Raw genomic sequence first — 15,776 nt, forward strand, 5'->3', positions numbered from 1 at the left:
AACCGTGGCTGAAAGGTGAACAATAGGGCCGATTTGAGCGTGCTTCCGGGCCTTTTGATAGACCCTCATGGTGAGGAGCCTGCGAAGCAGGCGTCTCGAACCATGCGGCCCCGATATCGCCCGCTGCATCCTTCGAGACGCCTGCTTCGCAGGCTCCTCAGGGGTCCAGGGGGGTGTTATTCCGGCGCGGCAAAAATCCGGTACCGCCGGGGCTGGAGCCCGATGGTTTCACCGGTCCGCAATTCCCGGTCGCGAGGCGCATCGATCTCGATCACCGTCTTGCCTTCGCTGCCGCACAGCGCGACTTCCGCGCGCTGGATCGGGCCGAAGGTGCGGACGTGCTGGACCGAGCCTTCCAGCGAGCCACTGCCGGCCGGGCCGATCTGCATATCGTGGCGGCGGACGAACAGGTTTGCAGCACCGGGGGCCGCGCCGTTGGCGACGATATCGAGCTTCCGGCCGCCGAGCTTGACGGCGCCGTCGCGCACCTCCACCGGCAGCACGATGGATTCGCCGATGAAGCCGTGCACGAAGGCGGTGGCGGGATTATCATAGACGTCGCCGGGCGTACCGATCTGCTCGATGCGACCCTTGTCCATCACTACGACGCGGTTGGCGACTTCCAGCGCCTCTTCCTGGTCATGGGTGACGAAGATCGAGGTGACGTGGATTTCCTGATGCAGCGAGCGCAGCCATTGCCGCAGCTCCTTGCGCACCTTGGCATCGAGCGCGCCGAAGGGTTCGTCCAGCAGCAGGATGCGCGGCTCGATCGCCAGCGCGCGCGCGAGCGCAATGCGCTGGCGCTGGCCGCCGGAGAGCTGGCTCGGATAGCGGTCAGCCAGCCAGTCGAGCTGCACGAGATCGAGCAGCTCCTTGACGCGGGCGCGGATGGCGTCCTCGCTCTTGCGGACGCCGCGCGGCTGCACCCGCAGGCCGAAGGCGACGTTCTCGAACACGGTCATGTGGCGGAACAGCGCGTAATGCTGGAACACGAATCCGACATGCCGCTCGCTCGCGCCATGATCCAGCGCATTTTCGCCGTCAAAGAACACCTCACCGGAGTCCGGCCAGTCGAGGCCCGCGATGATCCGGAGCAGCGTGGTCTTGCCCGAACCTGAAGGACCGAGCAGCGCCAAAAGCTCGCCGTCGCCGACCTTCAGGTCGACATTGTCGAGCGCGGCAAAGCTGCCGAACTTCTTTACGATATTCCTGACTTCAATCGTCACTTGGAACTTGTCCCTCGTCCAGCCGCCGCTCCAGGATCGTCTTCACCACCAGCGTGATCAGCGCCAGCATGGCCAGCAGCGAGGCGATCGCGAACGACGATACGAATTGATATTCATTATAGAGGATCTCGACCAGCAGCGGCATGGTGTTGGTCTCGCCGCGGATGTGACCGGAAACCACCGACACTGCGCCGAACTCGCCCATGGCGCGTGCATTGCACAGCAGTACGCCATAAAGCAGGCCCCATTTGATATTGGGCAGAGTGACGCGGAAGAAAGTCTGCAATCCTGACGCTCCCAGCGAAATCGCCGCTTCCTCCTCCTGCGTTCCCTGTTCCTGCATCAGCGGGATCAGCGCGCGCGCCACGAAGGGGAAAGTCACGAAGATGGTAGCGAGCGCGATGCCAGGCACCGCGAACAGCACGCGAATGTCGTGCGCCTGTAGCCACGGGCCGAAAAAGCCCTGCGCGCCGAACAGCAGCACGAAGACGAGGCCGGAGATCACGGGACTGACCGAAAACGGCAGGTCGATCAGCGTGACCAGGAACGTCTTGCCGGCGAACTCGAATTTTGCGATCGCCCAGGCCGCGATCACGCCGAAGACAAGATTGAGACTCACGGAGATCGCCGCGATCAACAGCGTCAGCCTGATCGCAGACAGCGCTTCAGGTTCGGTCAGCGCAGCGAAATAGGCCGAGAGGCCGCGCGAAAACGCCGACGCAAACACCACGATCAGCGGCAGCACGACGAAGATCAGCAGGAACAGCACGGCGAGCGCGACGATCACAAAGCGGATCACGCGCGGCTCGGTATGGATGTTGTCGCGCGGCGTAAAGGTCAGCGCTTGCGGTTCGCTCATCGGTGCCCTCAATGCGCCGGAATTCGCGTCTGCGCCCAGCGCTGTAGGCGGTTGACGGCAAAGATGATGATGAAAGCTGCGAGCAGCATGACGACCGCGATCGCGGTGGCGTCGGCGTAGCGGAATTCGGACAGCCGGATCACGATCAGCAGCGGCGCGATCTCCGAGACGTTCGGCAGGTTGCCGGCGATGAAGATCACCGAGCCGTATTCTCCGACGGCGCGCGCAAACGCCAGTGCAAAGCCCGTGAGCATCGCCGGGATCAGGCTCGGCAGGATGACGCGAAACACCGTGTGCCAGCGGTTGGCGCCGAGCGAGGCGGCAGCCTCCTCGATCTCGACGTCGAGATCCAGCAGCACCGGCTGCACGGTGCGCACCACAAAGGGAATGCCGATGAAGACCATCGCGATGAAAATGCCGACCGGCGTGAACGCCACCTTGATGCCGAGTTCGGCGAGCGGCGCCCCGAGCCAGCCCTTTTGCGCAAACAACTGTGTCAGCGCGACACCGGCCACCGCGGTCGGCAGCGCAAAGGGAATGTCGACAATGGCATCGAACAGCCGCCTGCCCGGAAACCGATAGCGCACCAGCGCCCACACCACGACCATCCCCATCACGAGGTTGACGCAGGCGGCTAAAAAGGAAAGGCCGAAGGAAATCCTCAGCGCATTCAGCGTGCGGCGGCTGGTGACGATGCCCCAGAACTGCTCGAGACTGAGATCGAATGTTTTGAGAAAGAGACCGGCGAGCGGAATCAGGATGATGACGGAGAGCCACGTCAGGGTCAGCCCCATGGTGAGGCCAAACCCCGGCAAAGTGCTGCGCCGTCGCGGCACTCCGTTCACTAAATCCCCCAATTCTACGGCTTGCAGCGGCCCGACCTAGTTCTTGTAGATCTGGTCGAAAATGCCGCCCTCGGCGAAGTGCTCCTTCTGCGCCTTGGTCCAACCACCGAAAACGTCGTCTATCGTGAACAGTTCCACCTTCGCAAAGGATTTTTCATATTCCTTCGCGATTTCGCTGTCCCGCGGACGGTAGGAGTTGCGGGCGGCGATCTCCTGGCCTTCCCTGGTATACCAATACTTCAGGTAGGCCTCGGCGACGGCGCGGTTGCCCTTCTTGTCGGCGACCTTGTCGACGACGGTGACCGGTGGCTCGGCGAGGATGGAAAGCGGCGGCGCGACGATCTCGAACTTGTCCTTGCCGAATTCGCGCTGGGCGAGGAACGCCTCGTTCTCCCAGGCCAGCAGCACGTCGCCGACGCCGCGCTCGACGAAGGTGACGGTCGAGCCGCGCGCGCCGGTGTCCAGCACCGGCACGTGCTTGAAGAGATCGGCGACGAATTGTTTTGCCTTGTCGGGCGAGCCCGACTTCTTCAGCGCGTAGCCCCAGGCGGCAAGATAATTCCAGCGCGCGCCGCCGGACGTCTTCGGATTCGGCGTGATGACCTCGACGCCGGGTTTGATCAGATCGTCCCAGTCCTTGATGCCCTTCGGGTTACCCTTGCGCACCAGGAAGACAATGGTGGAGGTGTAGGGCGAAGCGTTGAGCGGCAGACGCTTCTGCCAGTCGGTGGCAATGAGACCTTTCGCGGCAATCGCGTCGATGTCATAGGCCAGTGCCAGCGTGACAACATCGGCTTGCAGGCCGTCGATCACCGCGCGCGCCTGCGAGCCGGACCCGCCATGCGACTGCTTGATCTCGACGCTCTTGCCGGTTTCTTTCTGGTAGGCCGCGGCAAATGCCTTGTTGAACTCGGCGTAGAGTTCGCGCGTCGGATCGTAGGATACGTTCAGCAGCGAAACATCGGCGGCGAATGCCGAGCTTGCCCAGAGCAGGCCGGCAGCGACCACGAGAATACGGCGGACCATCTTGATCTCCATTCGGCCTGACGGATGTCGTCGAAGCGCGTTGCACATAACTCGTGAGAAACCGGCCTTGCGTCAACGAAACCGCATTTTTTTGTTCGCGGTGTGACAGCGAGGTTGTCCTATGAAGTCGCCGTCGTGTGGATGCCGCATTCCGTCTTGGCCCGGCCGCGCCAACGGCCGGCGCGCGTCTCCTCGTCCGGCGACGTCCGGCTGGTGCAGGGCATGCAGCCGACGGAGAGGAAGCCCTTTGCGGCCAGCGGATGTGGCGGCAGGCCGGCCGACTTGTAGATCGCCTCGATCTCCTCACGCGAGACATGGGCGAAGGGATTGAATTTCAGCCGCGTGCCGTCCTGTTCGACAACGGCAATATCGGCTCGCGCACCGCCCTGAAAGCGCTTGCGCCCGTTGATCCAGGCCGAAAACGGTCTTAGCGCACGCGCCAGCGGCTCCACTTTACGAATGCGGCAGCACGCGTCGGGGTCGCTGAACCACAGCTCCTTGTCCGGATCCTCGCGCGACAGCGTCTCCTCAAGCGGCTTGATCGAGCGAACGTCGGCAAGTCGGAGTCGCCGCGTCAGCGTGTCGCGGTAATCCAGGGTTTCCTGGAACAGCCAGCCGGTGTCGAGGAAGATCACGGGGATCGCAGGATCGACATCCGCCATCACCTTGAGCAGCGCCGCGGATTCCGTTCCGAACGACGATACCAGCGCGAGCTGATCGCGGCCGACGATCTTCAGCGCCGCCCCGATCACCTCAGCGGGCGAAGCGTGACGCAGCACGTCGTCGAGCTCCGCAGCAGGCGGAAGCGCCACGGCGTCTGAAATGTCCTGATGCGCAACGACGCTCACTGGCCGGCACTCTCGGAATGGCGCTCCTGAATTCGCCGGTTCAGCGCGGACAGACGGCCGTCGCCGGCTGGCTGGTAGAATACGGTGTAGCGACGTGCCGTCTCGCCGAACGCTTCGGCATCGGCCTGCTTCCTGACGTCGAACGCATCAAAGCCGGCGCGCAGCATGAACACAAACTGGTCGCGCAGCACCTGTCCGGTGGCGCGCAACTCGCCATCGTAACCGTAGCGCTCGCGCAGCAGGCGCGCCTGGCTGTAGGCACGGCCGTCGCGGAAGGTCGGGAAAACCAGCGCGACCATGGCGAGCCGGTCGAGATACGGCACGAGGTCGTCGACGTCCCGGCTGTTGGGCCAGATCACGCCGACCTTGCCGGCGCGCTTCAGCAGCCCCTCGGGATCCCCAAGAAAGCGCGCGGCAGATACCAGCACGGGGCCATCACCCGGCAGTTCGGTGCCGTCGGCGGCATGGAAGAAGATATCGGTTGCGATGTGGCCGTTCTTAACGAGTGGCATAGACCCGCTCCTTGAATGGTTCGACGCCGAGCCGCTTGACGGTATCGACGAAAAGTTCGCCCTCGGAATCGCGCAGCGCCAGATACGCTTCGACGATGTCCTCGATCACGTCGGCGACTTCCGCATAGGGAACCGCCGGGCCGATCAGCGTGCCCATCTGCGCGTTCTCGTCGGCGCGGCCGCCGATGGTGATCTGGTAAAATTCCTCGCCGTTCTTCTCGACGCCCAGAATGCCGATATGGCCGACATGGTGATGGCCGCAAGCATTGATGCAGCCGGAGATGTTGATGTGCAGCCGGCCGATCAGATTAGCGGTGTCGTGGTTGGCGAAGCGCCGCGTCAGCTCCTGCGCGATCGGGATCGAACGCGCGTTCGCCAGTGAGCAGTAGTCCAGCCCCGGACAGGCGATGATGTCGGAGACGAGGTTCACGTTGGGCGTAGCGAGACCGATCCTGTCGAGCGCCTTCCACAGTGCCGGCAGGTCGCGCTTGGCGACATGCGGCAGCGCCAGGTTCTGCTCATGGCCGACCCGGATTTCGCCGAACGAATAGCGGTCGGCGAGATCCGCCAGCGCGTCCATCTGGTCGGCGGTGGCATCGCCCGGAGGTGCGCCGACCGGCTTCAGCGAGATCGTGACGATCGAATAGCCCTGCACCTTGTGCGGGAAGGCCGAGTTGCGGCGCCAGCGCTCGAACAGCGGATCGTGCGCGGCCCGCTTCAACTCGTCCGGCATGTGCGGCAGCTTCTCGTAGGCCGGATAGGAAAAGCGCGAGCGGATATCCTCGACCACGGCGGGGTCGAGCGTCAGCGCGCTGTCGCGCAACAACTGCCACTCCTCCTCGACCTCCTTGGCAAACTTCTCGATGCCGAGCTCGTGCACCAGGATCTTGATGCGCGCCTTGTAGATGTTGTCGCGGCGGCCGTACTGATTGTAGACGCGCAGGATCGCCTCGACATAGCTGAGGAGATCGCGCCCGTGGACAAACGGCTTGATGGTCTTGGCGATGAACGGCGTGCGGCCGAGCCCGCCGCCGACCAGCACCTCGAACCCGGTCTCGCCATCGGCGTTCTTGATCAGCTTGAGGCCGATGTCATGGATCTTGATCGCGGCGCGGTCGTGCTCGGAGGCGGTGATAGCGATCTTGAACTTGCGCGGCAGGAAGGAGAATTCCGGGTGCAGCGTGGTGTGCTGGCGCAGGATCTCGGACCAGATGCGGGGATCCTCGATCTCGCCGGGCGCGACGCCGGCCCACTGGTCGGAAGTGACGTTGCGCATGTTGTTGCCGGAGGTCTGCATCGCATGGATGCCGACCTCGGCGAGATCTTCCAGCGCATCCGGCAATTCCGCCAGCTTGATCCAGTTGAACTGGATGTTCTGGCGCGTGGTGAAATGGCCGTAGCCGCGGTCATAGCGGCGCGCGACGCGGGCGAGCGCGCGCAACTGCTTTGAGGACAGCGCGCCATAGGGGATGGCGACGCGGAACATGTAGGCGTGCAGTTGCAGGTAAACGCCGTTCTGGAGGCGCAGGATCTTGAATTCGTCCTCGGTGAGCTCGCCGGACAGGCGGCGCTTCACTTGATCACGGAATTCCGAGACCCGTTCGTTGACCAGCGTGCGGTCGAGTTCGTCGTAAGCGTACATGACAGAGAAACCTTATGCCGGGACCGGAATGCCGATGGTGGTGCCTTCCGAGCGGATTTGTTCGCGCAAGTTACCGGGCTCGATCTTGCCGCCGTCGGTGATTTCGACCGGCGCGATATAGGCACCGATTGCGCCGACATCGTCGGCGACGGATTCAGCGAGCAAGGCGCGGGCATCGTCGGAATTGCGGACGATCGCGGCGTCCGACAGGTCGATCGACCAGCCCTGCTGCGCGGTGCGATAGATCACCGCGCCGTCCCAGGTCCGGTTGGCGGTCACCACCGAGGGGCCCGTGATTCTGATTTTCTTTTGTTCGAGCGGAGAGGTCATTCGGCAGCTTCCAGCAGGTTGCAGATCACTTGGTTGAGTTCGAGTTGGCGCCATGGCGCGGAATGCGCGACCACGTCGCCGATCACGAGAACGGCAGGACCGCCCTCGATGCGTTCGACGAGGTTTTGCAGATCGGCGAGCGTGCCGACCACGGCCTGCGCATCGGGCCGGGTTACACGTGCGTACACACCGACCGGCGTGCGCGGCGAGCGGCCCGCGGCAAGCAGGCCCTCGCGGACCGAGGGCGCCGCGGTCATGCCCATATAGACGACGATGGTCATCTTGCGATCTGTTAGCAGCGACCAGTCGACCGCTTCGGCGTCCTTGGCCTTGTGTGCGGTCAGGAAGGTGATGCGCAGCGCTTCCTGGCGATAGGTCAGCGGCGTTTCGAACTGCGCGGCCGCGCCGATGCCGGCCGTGATGCCCGGGATCACCGAATATGAAGCGCCGGCAAGGCGCAGCGCCTCGATTTCCTCGCCGCCGCGGCCGAAGATGAAGGGATCGCCGCCCTTCAGCCGCACCGCGCGCTGGCCGGATTGCGCGGCTTCGATCAAGAGCTTGTTGATGGCGTCCTGCCCGATGCCGGGCTTGCCGACGCGGCGGCCAACAGGCACGCGGGCCGCATCACGTCGTGCGCGATCCAAGACTTCCGGTGAAACCAATTCGTCGTAGAACACGACATCGGCGTCCTGTAGCGCGCGCAGCGCCTTCACCGTCAGCAGATCGGGATCGCCGGGGCCGGCGCCGACCAGCGTGACATGGCCAACGGCCTTGCCCCGCTCGCCGCCTGCGAACGCGGATGCATCGGAAATATCGTTGAGCGCCTTCTCGGCCTCGTCCTTGCGCCCCGAGAGCACCAGCGCGCCGATCGGGCCATCGATCACGCGCTCCCAGAAGCGGCGGCGCAGCGCGAATTCGGGAATGCGTGCATGAATGGATTTGCGAAAGCGGCCGATGAAACCGGCGAGATCGCCGATCCGCGCCGGCAGCACCGCCTCGATGCTTTCGCGCACGCGGCGCGCCACCACGGGCGAAGCGCCGCCGGTACCAACGGCAACGACGACGTCACCACGATCGACGATGGCGGGAAAGATGAACGTGGAATGATCGAGGTCATCCATCACGTTGACGGGAAGCCCGACTTCCCTGGCCCGCACCGACATCGCAACGCCGACATCGCCCGCACCCGCGCAGAGGATCGCGATCACGCCACTCAAATCGGCTGACAGTGGATTGCCTTTGGCAAGCTCGATACGCGCGGCAGCGTCAGCAGCAAGCCCGGCTAGATCATGATCGCCATCGGTCGCATACCAGCGCACCCGTGCACCGGCCGATGCGAGCAGCCGCAGCTTAGCGCGCGCCAGATCGCCGGCGCCGACGAGCAGCGCCACGCCGCTTTGCAGATCGAGGAACACGGGCAGAAATCGCATGATACTCGCTTTCCCGACTTTCGGGGTTGACTGAAATTATTTTCTATCTAAGTGTGCCGCAACCCCACAATAGGAGAAAATTATTTCTCCTAACTTCCGGGTTATAGATGGAATTCTCTCCTACAAGGCCGAGGTCGAAGAGATGGATGTTCTCACCCAGCAAGCCGCTACGGACGGATTGCGCCAGGCACCGCTGACTCAAGCATCTTCCGTGCCGAAAATTGTCTCCGCGGCCCCCTCGATGGACCATCTCGACCAGCTCGAGGCCCAGAGCATCTACATCCTGCGCGAAGCCTTCGCACGCCTGAAAAAGCTCGCGCTGCTGTGGTCGCTCGGAAAAGATTCCAACGTGATGATCTGGCTGGCGCGAAAGGCCTTTTTCGGCCGCGTGCCGTTCCCGGCGATGCATGTCGACACCGGCAAGAAATTTGCCGAGATGTACGCCTTCCGCGATCATTACGCGGAGGAATGGGACCTAGACCTGCGCGTCGAGCCCTGCCCGCCGATTGACGCCGTCGATCCGACCTTGCCGCCCGCCGCGCGCTCCGCCGCGCGCAAGACCGAAGGCCTCAAGATGGCGCTCGCCAAGCACGGCTTTGACGGGCTGATCGCCGGCATCCGCCGCGACGAAGAGGCGACGCGCGCCAAGGAGCGCGTGTTCTCGCCGCGCGGCCTCGAAGGCGAATGGGATGTGCGCGACCAGCCGCCGGAATTCTGGGACCAGTTCAACGCCTCGCCGCCGCAAGGCGCGCATTTGCGCATCCACCCGATCCTGCATTGGACCGAGGCCGACATCTGGGCCTACACCAAGCGTGAGAACATCCCGATTATCCCGCTCTATATCGCCAGGAACGGCAAGCGCTATCGCTCGCTCGGCGATCAGGACATCACCAATCCCGTCGCCTCCAACGCCTCCAACATCGACGAGATTCTGGCTGAGCTCGACGCCACCAAGGTGCCGGAGCGCGCCGGCCGGGCGCTGGATCATGAGACCGAGGACGCTTTCGAGCGCCTGCGGGTTGCCGGCTATCTCTGACGAACTTTTTTGCTGTGAGCGCTACCATGAATATGATCGTCTCGCCAACCCTGTCGGCCACGCCCGCTTTGTCGACGACACCCAACGGCACGACGCGTCCGCAAGTGCGTATCGTCATCGTCGGCCATGTCGACCACGGCAAGTCCACCCTCGTCGGACGCCTGCTGCACGAGACCGGCAGCCTTCCAGAGGGCAAACTGGAGATGCTGAAAGCCGTCAGCGCGCGGCGCGGCATGCCGTTCGAATGGTCGTTCCTGCTCGATGCGCTACAGACCGAGCGCGACCAGGGCATCACCATCGACACCACGCAAATCCGCTTCCGCACCCGCTCGCGCGACGTCGTGCTGATCGACGCACCCGGCCACGCCGAGTTCTTGCGCAACATGATCACCGGCGCCTCGCAAGCCGACGGTGCGGTGCTGATCATCGACGCGCTGGAAGGCGTGCGCGATCAGACGCGGCGGCACGGCTATCTGCTACATCTGCTCGGCATCAGGCAGGTCGCCGTCGTCGTCAACAAGATGGACCGCGTCGATTTCAGCGCTGACCGTTTCAGGGAAATCAGCGACGAGATTTCCGCGCATCTGACCGGCCTCGGCGTTACGCCCACCGCTGTCATTCCGATCTCCGCCCGCGATGGCGATGGCGTGGCCGTGCATACGCCGCGCATTGCCTGGTACAAAGGATCGACGGTCGTGGAGGCGCTCGATGCGCTCGAGCCGGCGCGGCCGGCGGAAGCGCTTGCCCTGCGGCTACCGGTGCAGGCGATCTACAAATTCGACGACCGCCGCATTGTTGCGGGCCGCATCGAGTCCGGCAGCCTCGCCGCGGGCGATGAGATCGTCATCATGCCCGCAGGCAAGATCGCGAAGATCAAGTCGGTCGAGAGCTGGCCGCTGACGCCGGTCGCCGGCCGCCAGACCGCGGGACGATCGGTCGGCATCACACTCGACCGCGAGCTGTTCGTCGAGCGCGGCGACATCATCGCGCATGCAGGCAGCACGCCGCGCGACACGCGCCGCATCCATGCGCGGATTTTCTGGCTGCACGACAAGCCGCTGGCCAAGGGCGACCAGATCCTGGTCCGTCTCGGCACGAGGGAAACACGCGCCAACGTGGTCGCGATCGAAAAGGCGATCGATCCCGGCGCGCTGTCGAACGAGGAAACCAGGGCGATCGCGCGCAACCATGTCGGCGAGATCGACATCTCGCTGGCGCAGCCGATCGCGGCCGATCCCTATGCCGACAATCCGCGCACCGGGCGGCTGGTGATCGAGGTCAATGGCCGCATTGCCGGCGGCGGCCTCGTGCTGTCGGTCGACGCCGGACAGCGCGCGGTTCCCATCGATATCGTGCCGGTGGAATCGGCGCTGCGTCCCGACGAGCGCTCGGCGCGCTATCGCCACAACGGCGCGGTGGTCTGGCTGACCGGCCTGCCGGGCTCCGGCAAGTCGACGCTGGCCCGCGCGCTGGAGCGCCGGCTGTTCTCGGGCGGCGGCTCGCCGATCCTGCTCGACGGCGACACCCTGCGCGCCGGGCTCAACGGCGATCTCGGTTTCTCGCCGCAGGACCGCAGTGAAAACATCCGCCGCCTCGCCGAAGTCGCAACGCACCTGGCGCGCAACGGCCACATCGCCATCGTCGCCGCGGTCTCGCCGTCCAGCGACGACCGCGCCGCCGCGCGCCGCATTGCGGACAGCGCCTTCCGCGAAATCCACGTCGCCACCCCGGCGGATGTCTGCGAGAGCCGCGATCCCAAGGGGCACTATGCCAAGGCGCGCGCGGGGACGCTGAAGTCGTTCACGGGAGTCGGCAACGACTATCAGCCGCCGACATCGGCCGAACTGGTGCTCGACACTTCGACCCTCTCGGTGCCCGACGCGACCGAGGAGATCGAGCGGATGCTGGCAAACACCGGCATTTTGTTCGACGAACTGGTCGATCTCGCCGCCAATATTTGAGACTTTTTGAGGCCCCCGGAGCCGCTCCGGGGGCCTTCTCATTGACCCGGCTTATGGCTAAAAGGGCGGCCCGAACGCCGCCTTTTGGCGCGTATTTTGCAGTTTTCAGCCGAAAACAGCCTTAAATCGCCATTTCCTGCCAAGAAAGCCCATCATGAAGCGTGTCGATGCCCACGGATTGAAGATCGCCCCTGAACTGTTCGATTTTATCGCGAAGGAGGCGACGCCGAAAACGGGGATCTCGCCCGATGCATTTTGGGCAGGGCTTGCCTCCATCCTGAAGAACCTGGCGCCGAGGAACCGCGAACTGCTCGCCTTCCGCGACACGCTCCAGGCGAAGATCGACGGCTGGCATCGCACCAACAAGGGCAAGGCATTCGACATCAATGCCTACACGGCGTTCCTGAAGGAGATCGGCTATCTCCTGCCGGAGCCCGCGACCAAGGCGGTCGAAACCGCTGATGTCGACGAGGAGATCGGCAAGATCTGCGGGCCGCAGCTCGTCGTGCCCCTCACCAATGCGCGCTATGCGCTGAACGCGGCGAATGCGCGTTGGGGCTCGCTCTACGATGCCTTCTACGGCACCGATGCGATCCCGCATGATCCGAGCGAAACCGGCCGCGGCTACAACAAGACGCGCGGCGACAAGGTGATCGCCAAGGCAAAGGCCTTTCTCGATTCCGCCGCGCCGCTCGCGACCGGCAGCCACACGGATGTGACGGCCTACAGCGTCGTCGCCGGACAACTCTCGGCCAAGCTGAAGAGCGGCAACGCCACCGCGCTCAAATCTGCTGCGCAATTCGCCGGCTATCAGGGCGATGCCGCTGCGCCAAGCGCGGTGCTGCTCGTGAACAACGGCATGCATGTCGAGGTCGTGATCGACCGCAGCCATATCATCGGCAAGGACGACCCGGCCGGCGTTGCCGACATGATCATGGAAGCGGCGGTCTCGACCATTCTCGACATGGAAGACAGCGTCGCGGCGGTCGATGCTGAGGACAAGGTGCTGGTCTATCGCAACACGCTCGGCCTGATGAACGGCACGCTGTCGGCCGACTTCGAAAAGGGCGGCAAGATCATGACCCGCTCGCTCAATGCCGACCGCGTCTACAAGACGCCCACGGGCGGCGAACTGACGCTGCACGGACGCAGTCTTCTCTTGATGCGCAATGTCGGCCATCACATGTACACCGACGCCGTGCTCGACGCGCAAGGCAACGAGATCCCCGAGGGCATTCTGGATGCTGCGGTGGCCGGCCTGCTCGCGATGCACGACCTCAAGGGCCATTCGAAGGTCAAGAACAGCCGCAACGGCTCGGTCTACATCGTCAAGCCGAAGATGCACGGTCCCGACGAGGTCGCGCTGACCTGCGAATTGTTCACGCAGGTCGAGAAGATGCTGGGCCTGCCTGACAACACCATGAAGGTCGGCATCATGGATGAGGAGCGCCGCACTACCGTCAATCTCAAGGCCTGCATCCAGAACGCCTCAAAACGCATCTGCTTCATCAACACGGGCTTCCTCGACCGCACCGGCGACGAGATCCACACCTCGATGGAAGCGGGGCCGATGATCCGCAAGAACGACATGAAGGCGCAGCCTTGGATCAAGGCCTATGAGGACTGGAACGTCGACATCGGCCTGATCGACGGCCTGCCCGGCCATGCCCAGATCGGCAAGGGCATGTGGGCCGCGCCCGACAAGATGGCTGATATGCTCACGCAGAAGATCGGCCATCCGCAGGCCGGCGCCACCACCGCCTGGGTGCCCTCGCCGACCGCCGCCACGCTGCACGCGCTGCACTATCACCAGGTGAACGTAACCGCACGCCAGCAGGAGCTCGCCAAGGGCGGCCCGCGCGCCAAGCTCTCCGATATCCTCACCATTCCAGTGTCGCAGTCGAACTGGGCGCCTGATGATGTGAAGCAGGAGATCGACAACAACTGCCAGGGCATTCTGGGTTACGTCGTGCGCTGGATCGACCAGGGCGTTGGCTGCTCGAAGGTGCCCGACATCCACGACGTCGGCCTGATGGAAGACCGCGCCACCTTGCGCATCTCGAGCCAGCATCTGGCGAACTGGCTGGCCCATGGCGTCGTCAGCAAGGATCAGGTGATGGAGTCCTTGAAGAGAATGGCCGTCGTCGTCGACAAGCAGAACGCCGGCGATCCCCTATACAAGCCGATGGCGCCTTCGTTCGACGGCGTTGCCTTCAAAGCCGCCTGCGATCTCGTGTTCAAGGGGCGCGAGCAGCCGAACGGCTACACCGAATTCATCCTGCACGCCCGCCGCAAGGAGGCGAAGGCGAACGCGTAAGCGTTAGGCTGCGCGGACCTTTTCCAGGAATTTGCCGACCTCCAGCTTGAGGGCGCTGCCTTGCTGGGACAGCGAGCGGGAGAAGCCGTGGACCTGCTCGGCCGCCGCGCTGGTGTCGGCCGAACCACGGTTGACCTTGGTCAGGCACTCGGCAACCTCGATCGTGCCCTGCACGGCCGCCTGGATATTGCGCGCGATTTCCTGCGTCGCGGCACCCTGCTGCTCGACGGACGCCGCGATCGCGGTCGAGATCTCGCTGATCTCTCCGATGGTCGCGCCGATCGCCTTGATGGCCGCCACGGACTGCTGCGTCGCCGACTGCATCTGGGTGATCTGCGTGCCGATTTCATCGGTTGCCTTTGCGGTTTGCGTTGCGAGTGCCTTGACCTCGGAAGCCACCACCGCAAAGCCGCGACCCGCTTCGCCGGCGCGTGCCGCCTCGATCGTGGCGTTCAACGCGAGCAGGTTGGTTTGCTGGGCAACAGCCGCGATCATCTGCACGACCTCGCCGATGCGGCTCGCGGCCTGTGAAAGCTCCGTGATGCGGTCATTGGTCTGTTCGGCCTGACGCACGGCGGCGTGGGTGATGTCCTCCGACTGCTTGACCTTGCGGCTGATCTCGCCGACCGACGACGCCAGCTCTTCCGAAGCTGTCGCCGCCGACCGCGCGCTCCCTGACGAGCTGTCGGAAGCGGATGCGGCGGTGGCGGTGAGTTTGTGGCTGGTATCGGCAGTCCGGGTCAGGCTGCCGGCAGCGGTCTCGATCTCAAGGGACGCCGACGAGACGGCTTCGACGATCTTGCCGACGGCCTGTTCGAACCCGTCGGCGACGCGCCCCATCGTCGCCTTGCGCTCTTCTTCGGCCTTCAGCTTCAGGTCGGCCTGCTCGGCTTCCATCGCTTGTACGCGCGCTGAATTTTCCCGGAACACCTGCACGGCGCGAGCCATGGCGCCGACTTCGTCGGCACGATTGAGCGAGGGGATTTCGATATCGAGATCGCCGCCCGCAACGCGCGCCATCACGCCGGTCATTCCCGTCATCGGCCGGATGACGCCGAGGCCGACGCCGGCAAGGCCGATGCCGATGATCAGGAATACCGCTCCCGAAATGATCCAGAGCATCATCGTGAAAGTCGCGACCCGCCGGGTCGCCGCCGTTTCGGTCGCCGCGTTGTCGTCGGTGGTCTTCTTGACGATCTCATCGATCAGATGGCGGTGCGCAAGATACGCCGAGGTGATCTCCGCATAGGATTTTGCCGCGGCCGCAGTGTCTGCCTTCGCCAGAGCCGGCAGCAAGCCCTGCTCGATGGCGTTCCAGAAGCGCTGCACCTCGCGATGCGAATCCTGGACCAGCTTGGCCTTGATGGAAGGATCGAGGTCCGACGTCACCCAGAACGCGTGGCGCTCGTCATACTCCTTCTTCAACTGAGCCAGCCGGTCGCGGCGCCTGGCGAGGTCGCCCGCATTGTTCAGGGCGAGCGTCGCCTCAAGATAGGACTCGATGACATATTCCGGCGGCGGCAGGATGTCGGCGATCAGATCATTGCCGAGCTTGAGCTTGTCGTAGAGCGGGCCGCCGACCTTCACTTCGCTCAGCGCGTAAATCCCCGTAAAAACCACGGCGGCAAGTCCCGCTGTGGTGACGAGCCCGAACAGCACCATGGCGCGCGCAATCGTTAGACGAAGATTCATGGACGGTGTGTCCTCAAAATCGAATTCAGCTCAAACGCGGGTAAAACCGGGG

13 protein-coding genes are annotated in these 15,776 nt (G+C 64.1%); 3 read left to right on the top strand and 10 right to left on the bottom strand.

The features are described from left to right. Positions 1-176: 176 nt before the first annotated feature. The 9 genes from JQ628_RS15165 to cysG form a co-directional block, all read right to left on the bottom strand. On the bottom strand, positions 177-1,226 hold the full coding sequence (locus JQ628_RS15165; RefSeq protein WP_212223382.1) for a sulfate/molybdate ABC transporter ATP-binding protein: 1,050 nt from the start codon (positions 1,224-1,226) through the stop codon (positions 177-179). Next, positions 1,216-2,085, bottom strand: coding sequence for a sulfate ABC transporter permease subunit CysW (cysW, locus tag JQ628_RS15170; protein ID WP_212223383.1), 870 nt, complete (start codon positions 2,083-2,085; stop codon positions 1,216-1,218). Before cysW ends, JQ628_RS15165 begins: the two co-directional genes overlap by 11 nt. A gap of 8 nt (positions 2,086-2,093) precedes the next feature. Further along, complete coding sequence (gene cysT, locus JQ628_RS15175; RefSeq protein ID WP_249127912.1) at positions 2,094-2,879, bottom strand: sulfate ABC transporter permease subunit CysT; 786 nt, start codon at positions 2,877-2,879, stop codon at positions 2,094-2,096. A gap of 87 nt (positions 2,880-2,966) precedes the next feature. Continuing rightward, on the bottom strand, positions 2,967-3,956 hold the full coding sequence (locus tag JQ628_RS15180) for a sulfate ABC transporter substrate-binding protein (RefSeq protein ID WP_212223385.1): 990 nt from the start codon (positions 3,954-3,956) through the stop codon (positions 2,967-2,969). A 119-nt stretch (positions 3,957-4,075) separates the two neighbouring features. Continuing rightward, positions 4,076-4,804, bottom strand: coding sequence for a phosphoadenylyl-sulfate reductase (locus JQ628_RS15185; protein ID WP_212223386.1), 729 nt, complete (start codon positions 4,802-4,804; stop codon positions 4,076-4,078). Continuing rightward, on the bottom strand, positions 4,801-5,316 hold the full coding sequence (locus JQ628_RS15190; RefSeq protein ID WP_212223387.1) for a DUF934 domain-containing protein: 516 nt from the start codon (positions 5,314-5,316) through the stop codon (positions 4,801-4,803). Before JQ628_RS15190 ends, JQ628_RS15185 begins: the two co-directional genes overlap by 4 nt. Then, a complete protein-coding gene (locus JQ628_RS15195) occupies positions 5,303-6,958 on the bottom strand; it encodes a nitrite/sulfite reductase (RefSeq protein WP_212223388.1) in 1,656 nt (551 codons plus the stop codon). Before JQ628_RS15195 ends, JQ628_RS15190 begins: the two co-directional genes overlap by 14 nt. Positions 6,959-6,970: 12 nt before the next feature. Then, positions 6,971-7,288, bottom strand: coding sequence for a DUF2849 domain-containing protein (locus JQ628_RS15200; protein WP_212223389.1), 318 nt, complete (start codon positions 7,286-7,288; stop codon positions 6,971-6,973). Next, entirely contained in the window at positions 7,285-8,718 is a 1,434-nt protein-coding gene (cysG, locus tag JQ628_RS15205) for a siroheme synthase CysG (protein WP_212223390.1), read from the bottom strand. The genes JQ628_RS15200 and cysG overlap by 4 nt, the downstream gene beginning before the upstream one ends. Positions 8,719-8,959: 241 nt before the next feature. Between cysG and cysD the strand changes: the two genes are divergently transcribed. The 3 genes from cysD to JQ628_RS15220 all read left to right on the top strand — a co-directional run bounded on the left by cysD (position 8,960) and on the right by JQ628_RS15220 (position 14,032). Next, positions 8,960-9,754, top strand: a complete 795-nt coding sequence (gene cysD, locus JQ628_RS15210) for a sulfate adenylyltransferase subunit CysD (protein WP_212223483.1) — start codon at positions 8,960-8,962, stop codon at positions 9,752-9,754. Between the two features lie 26 nt (positions 9,755-9,780). Further along, positions 9,781-11,715, top strand: coding sequence for an adenylyl-sulfate kinase (gene cysC / locus JQ628_RS15215; RefSeq protein WP_212223391.1), 1,935 nt, complete (start codon positions 9,781-9,783; stop codon positions 11,713-11,715). Between the two features lie 154 nt (positions 11,716-11,869). Beyond that, positions 11,870-14,032: a malate synthase G gene (locus tag JQ628_RS15220; protein ID WP_212223392.1), complete on the top strand. Its 2,163-nt coding sequence runs from the start codon at positions 11,870-11,872 to the stop codon at positions 14,030-14,032. A 3-nt stretch (positions 14,033-14,035) separates the two neighbouring features. Here JQ628_RS15220 and JQ628_RS15225 read toward each other — a convergent pair whose 3' ends face one another. Further along, a complete protein-coding gene (locus JQ628_RS15225; RefSeq protein WP_212223393.1) occupies positions 14,036-15,724 on the bottom strand; it encodes a methyl-accepting chemotaxis protein in 1,689 nt (562 codons plus the stop codon). Positions 15,725-15,776: the final 52 nt, after the last annotated feature.

The sequence above is a fragment of the Bradyrhizobium lablabi genome (assembly GCF_018129385.1).
Taxonomy (GTDB): Bacteria; Pseudomonadota; Alphaproteobacteria; order Rhizobiales; family Xanthobacteraceae; genus Bradyrhizobium; species Bradyrhizobium lablabi_C.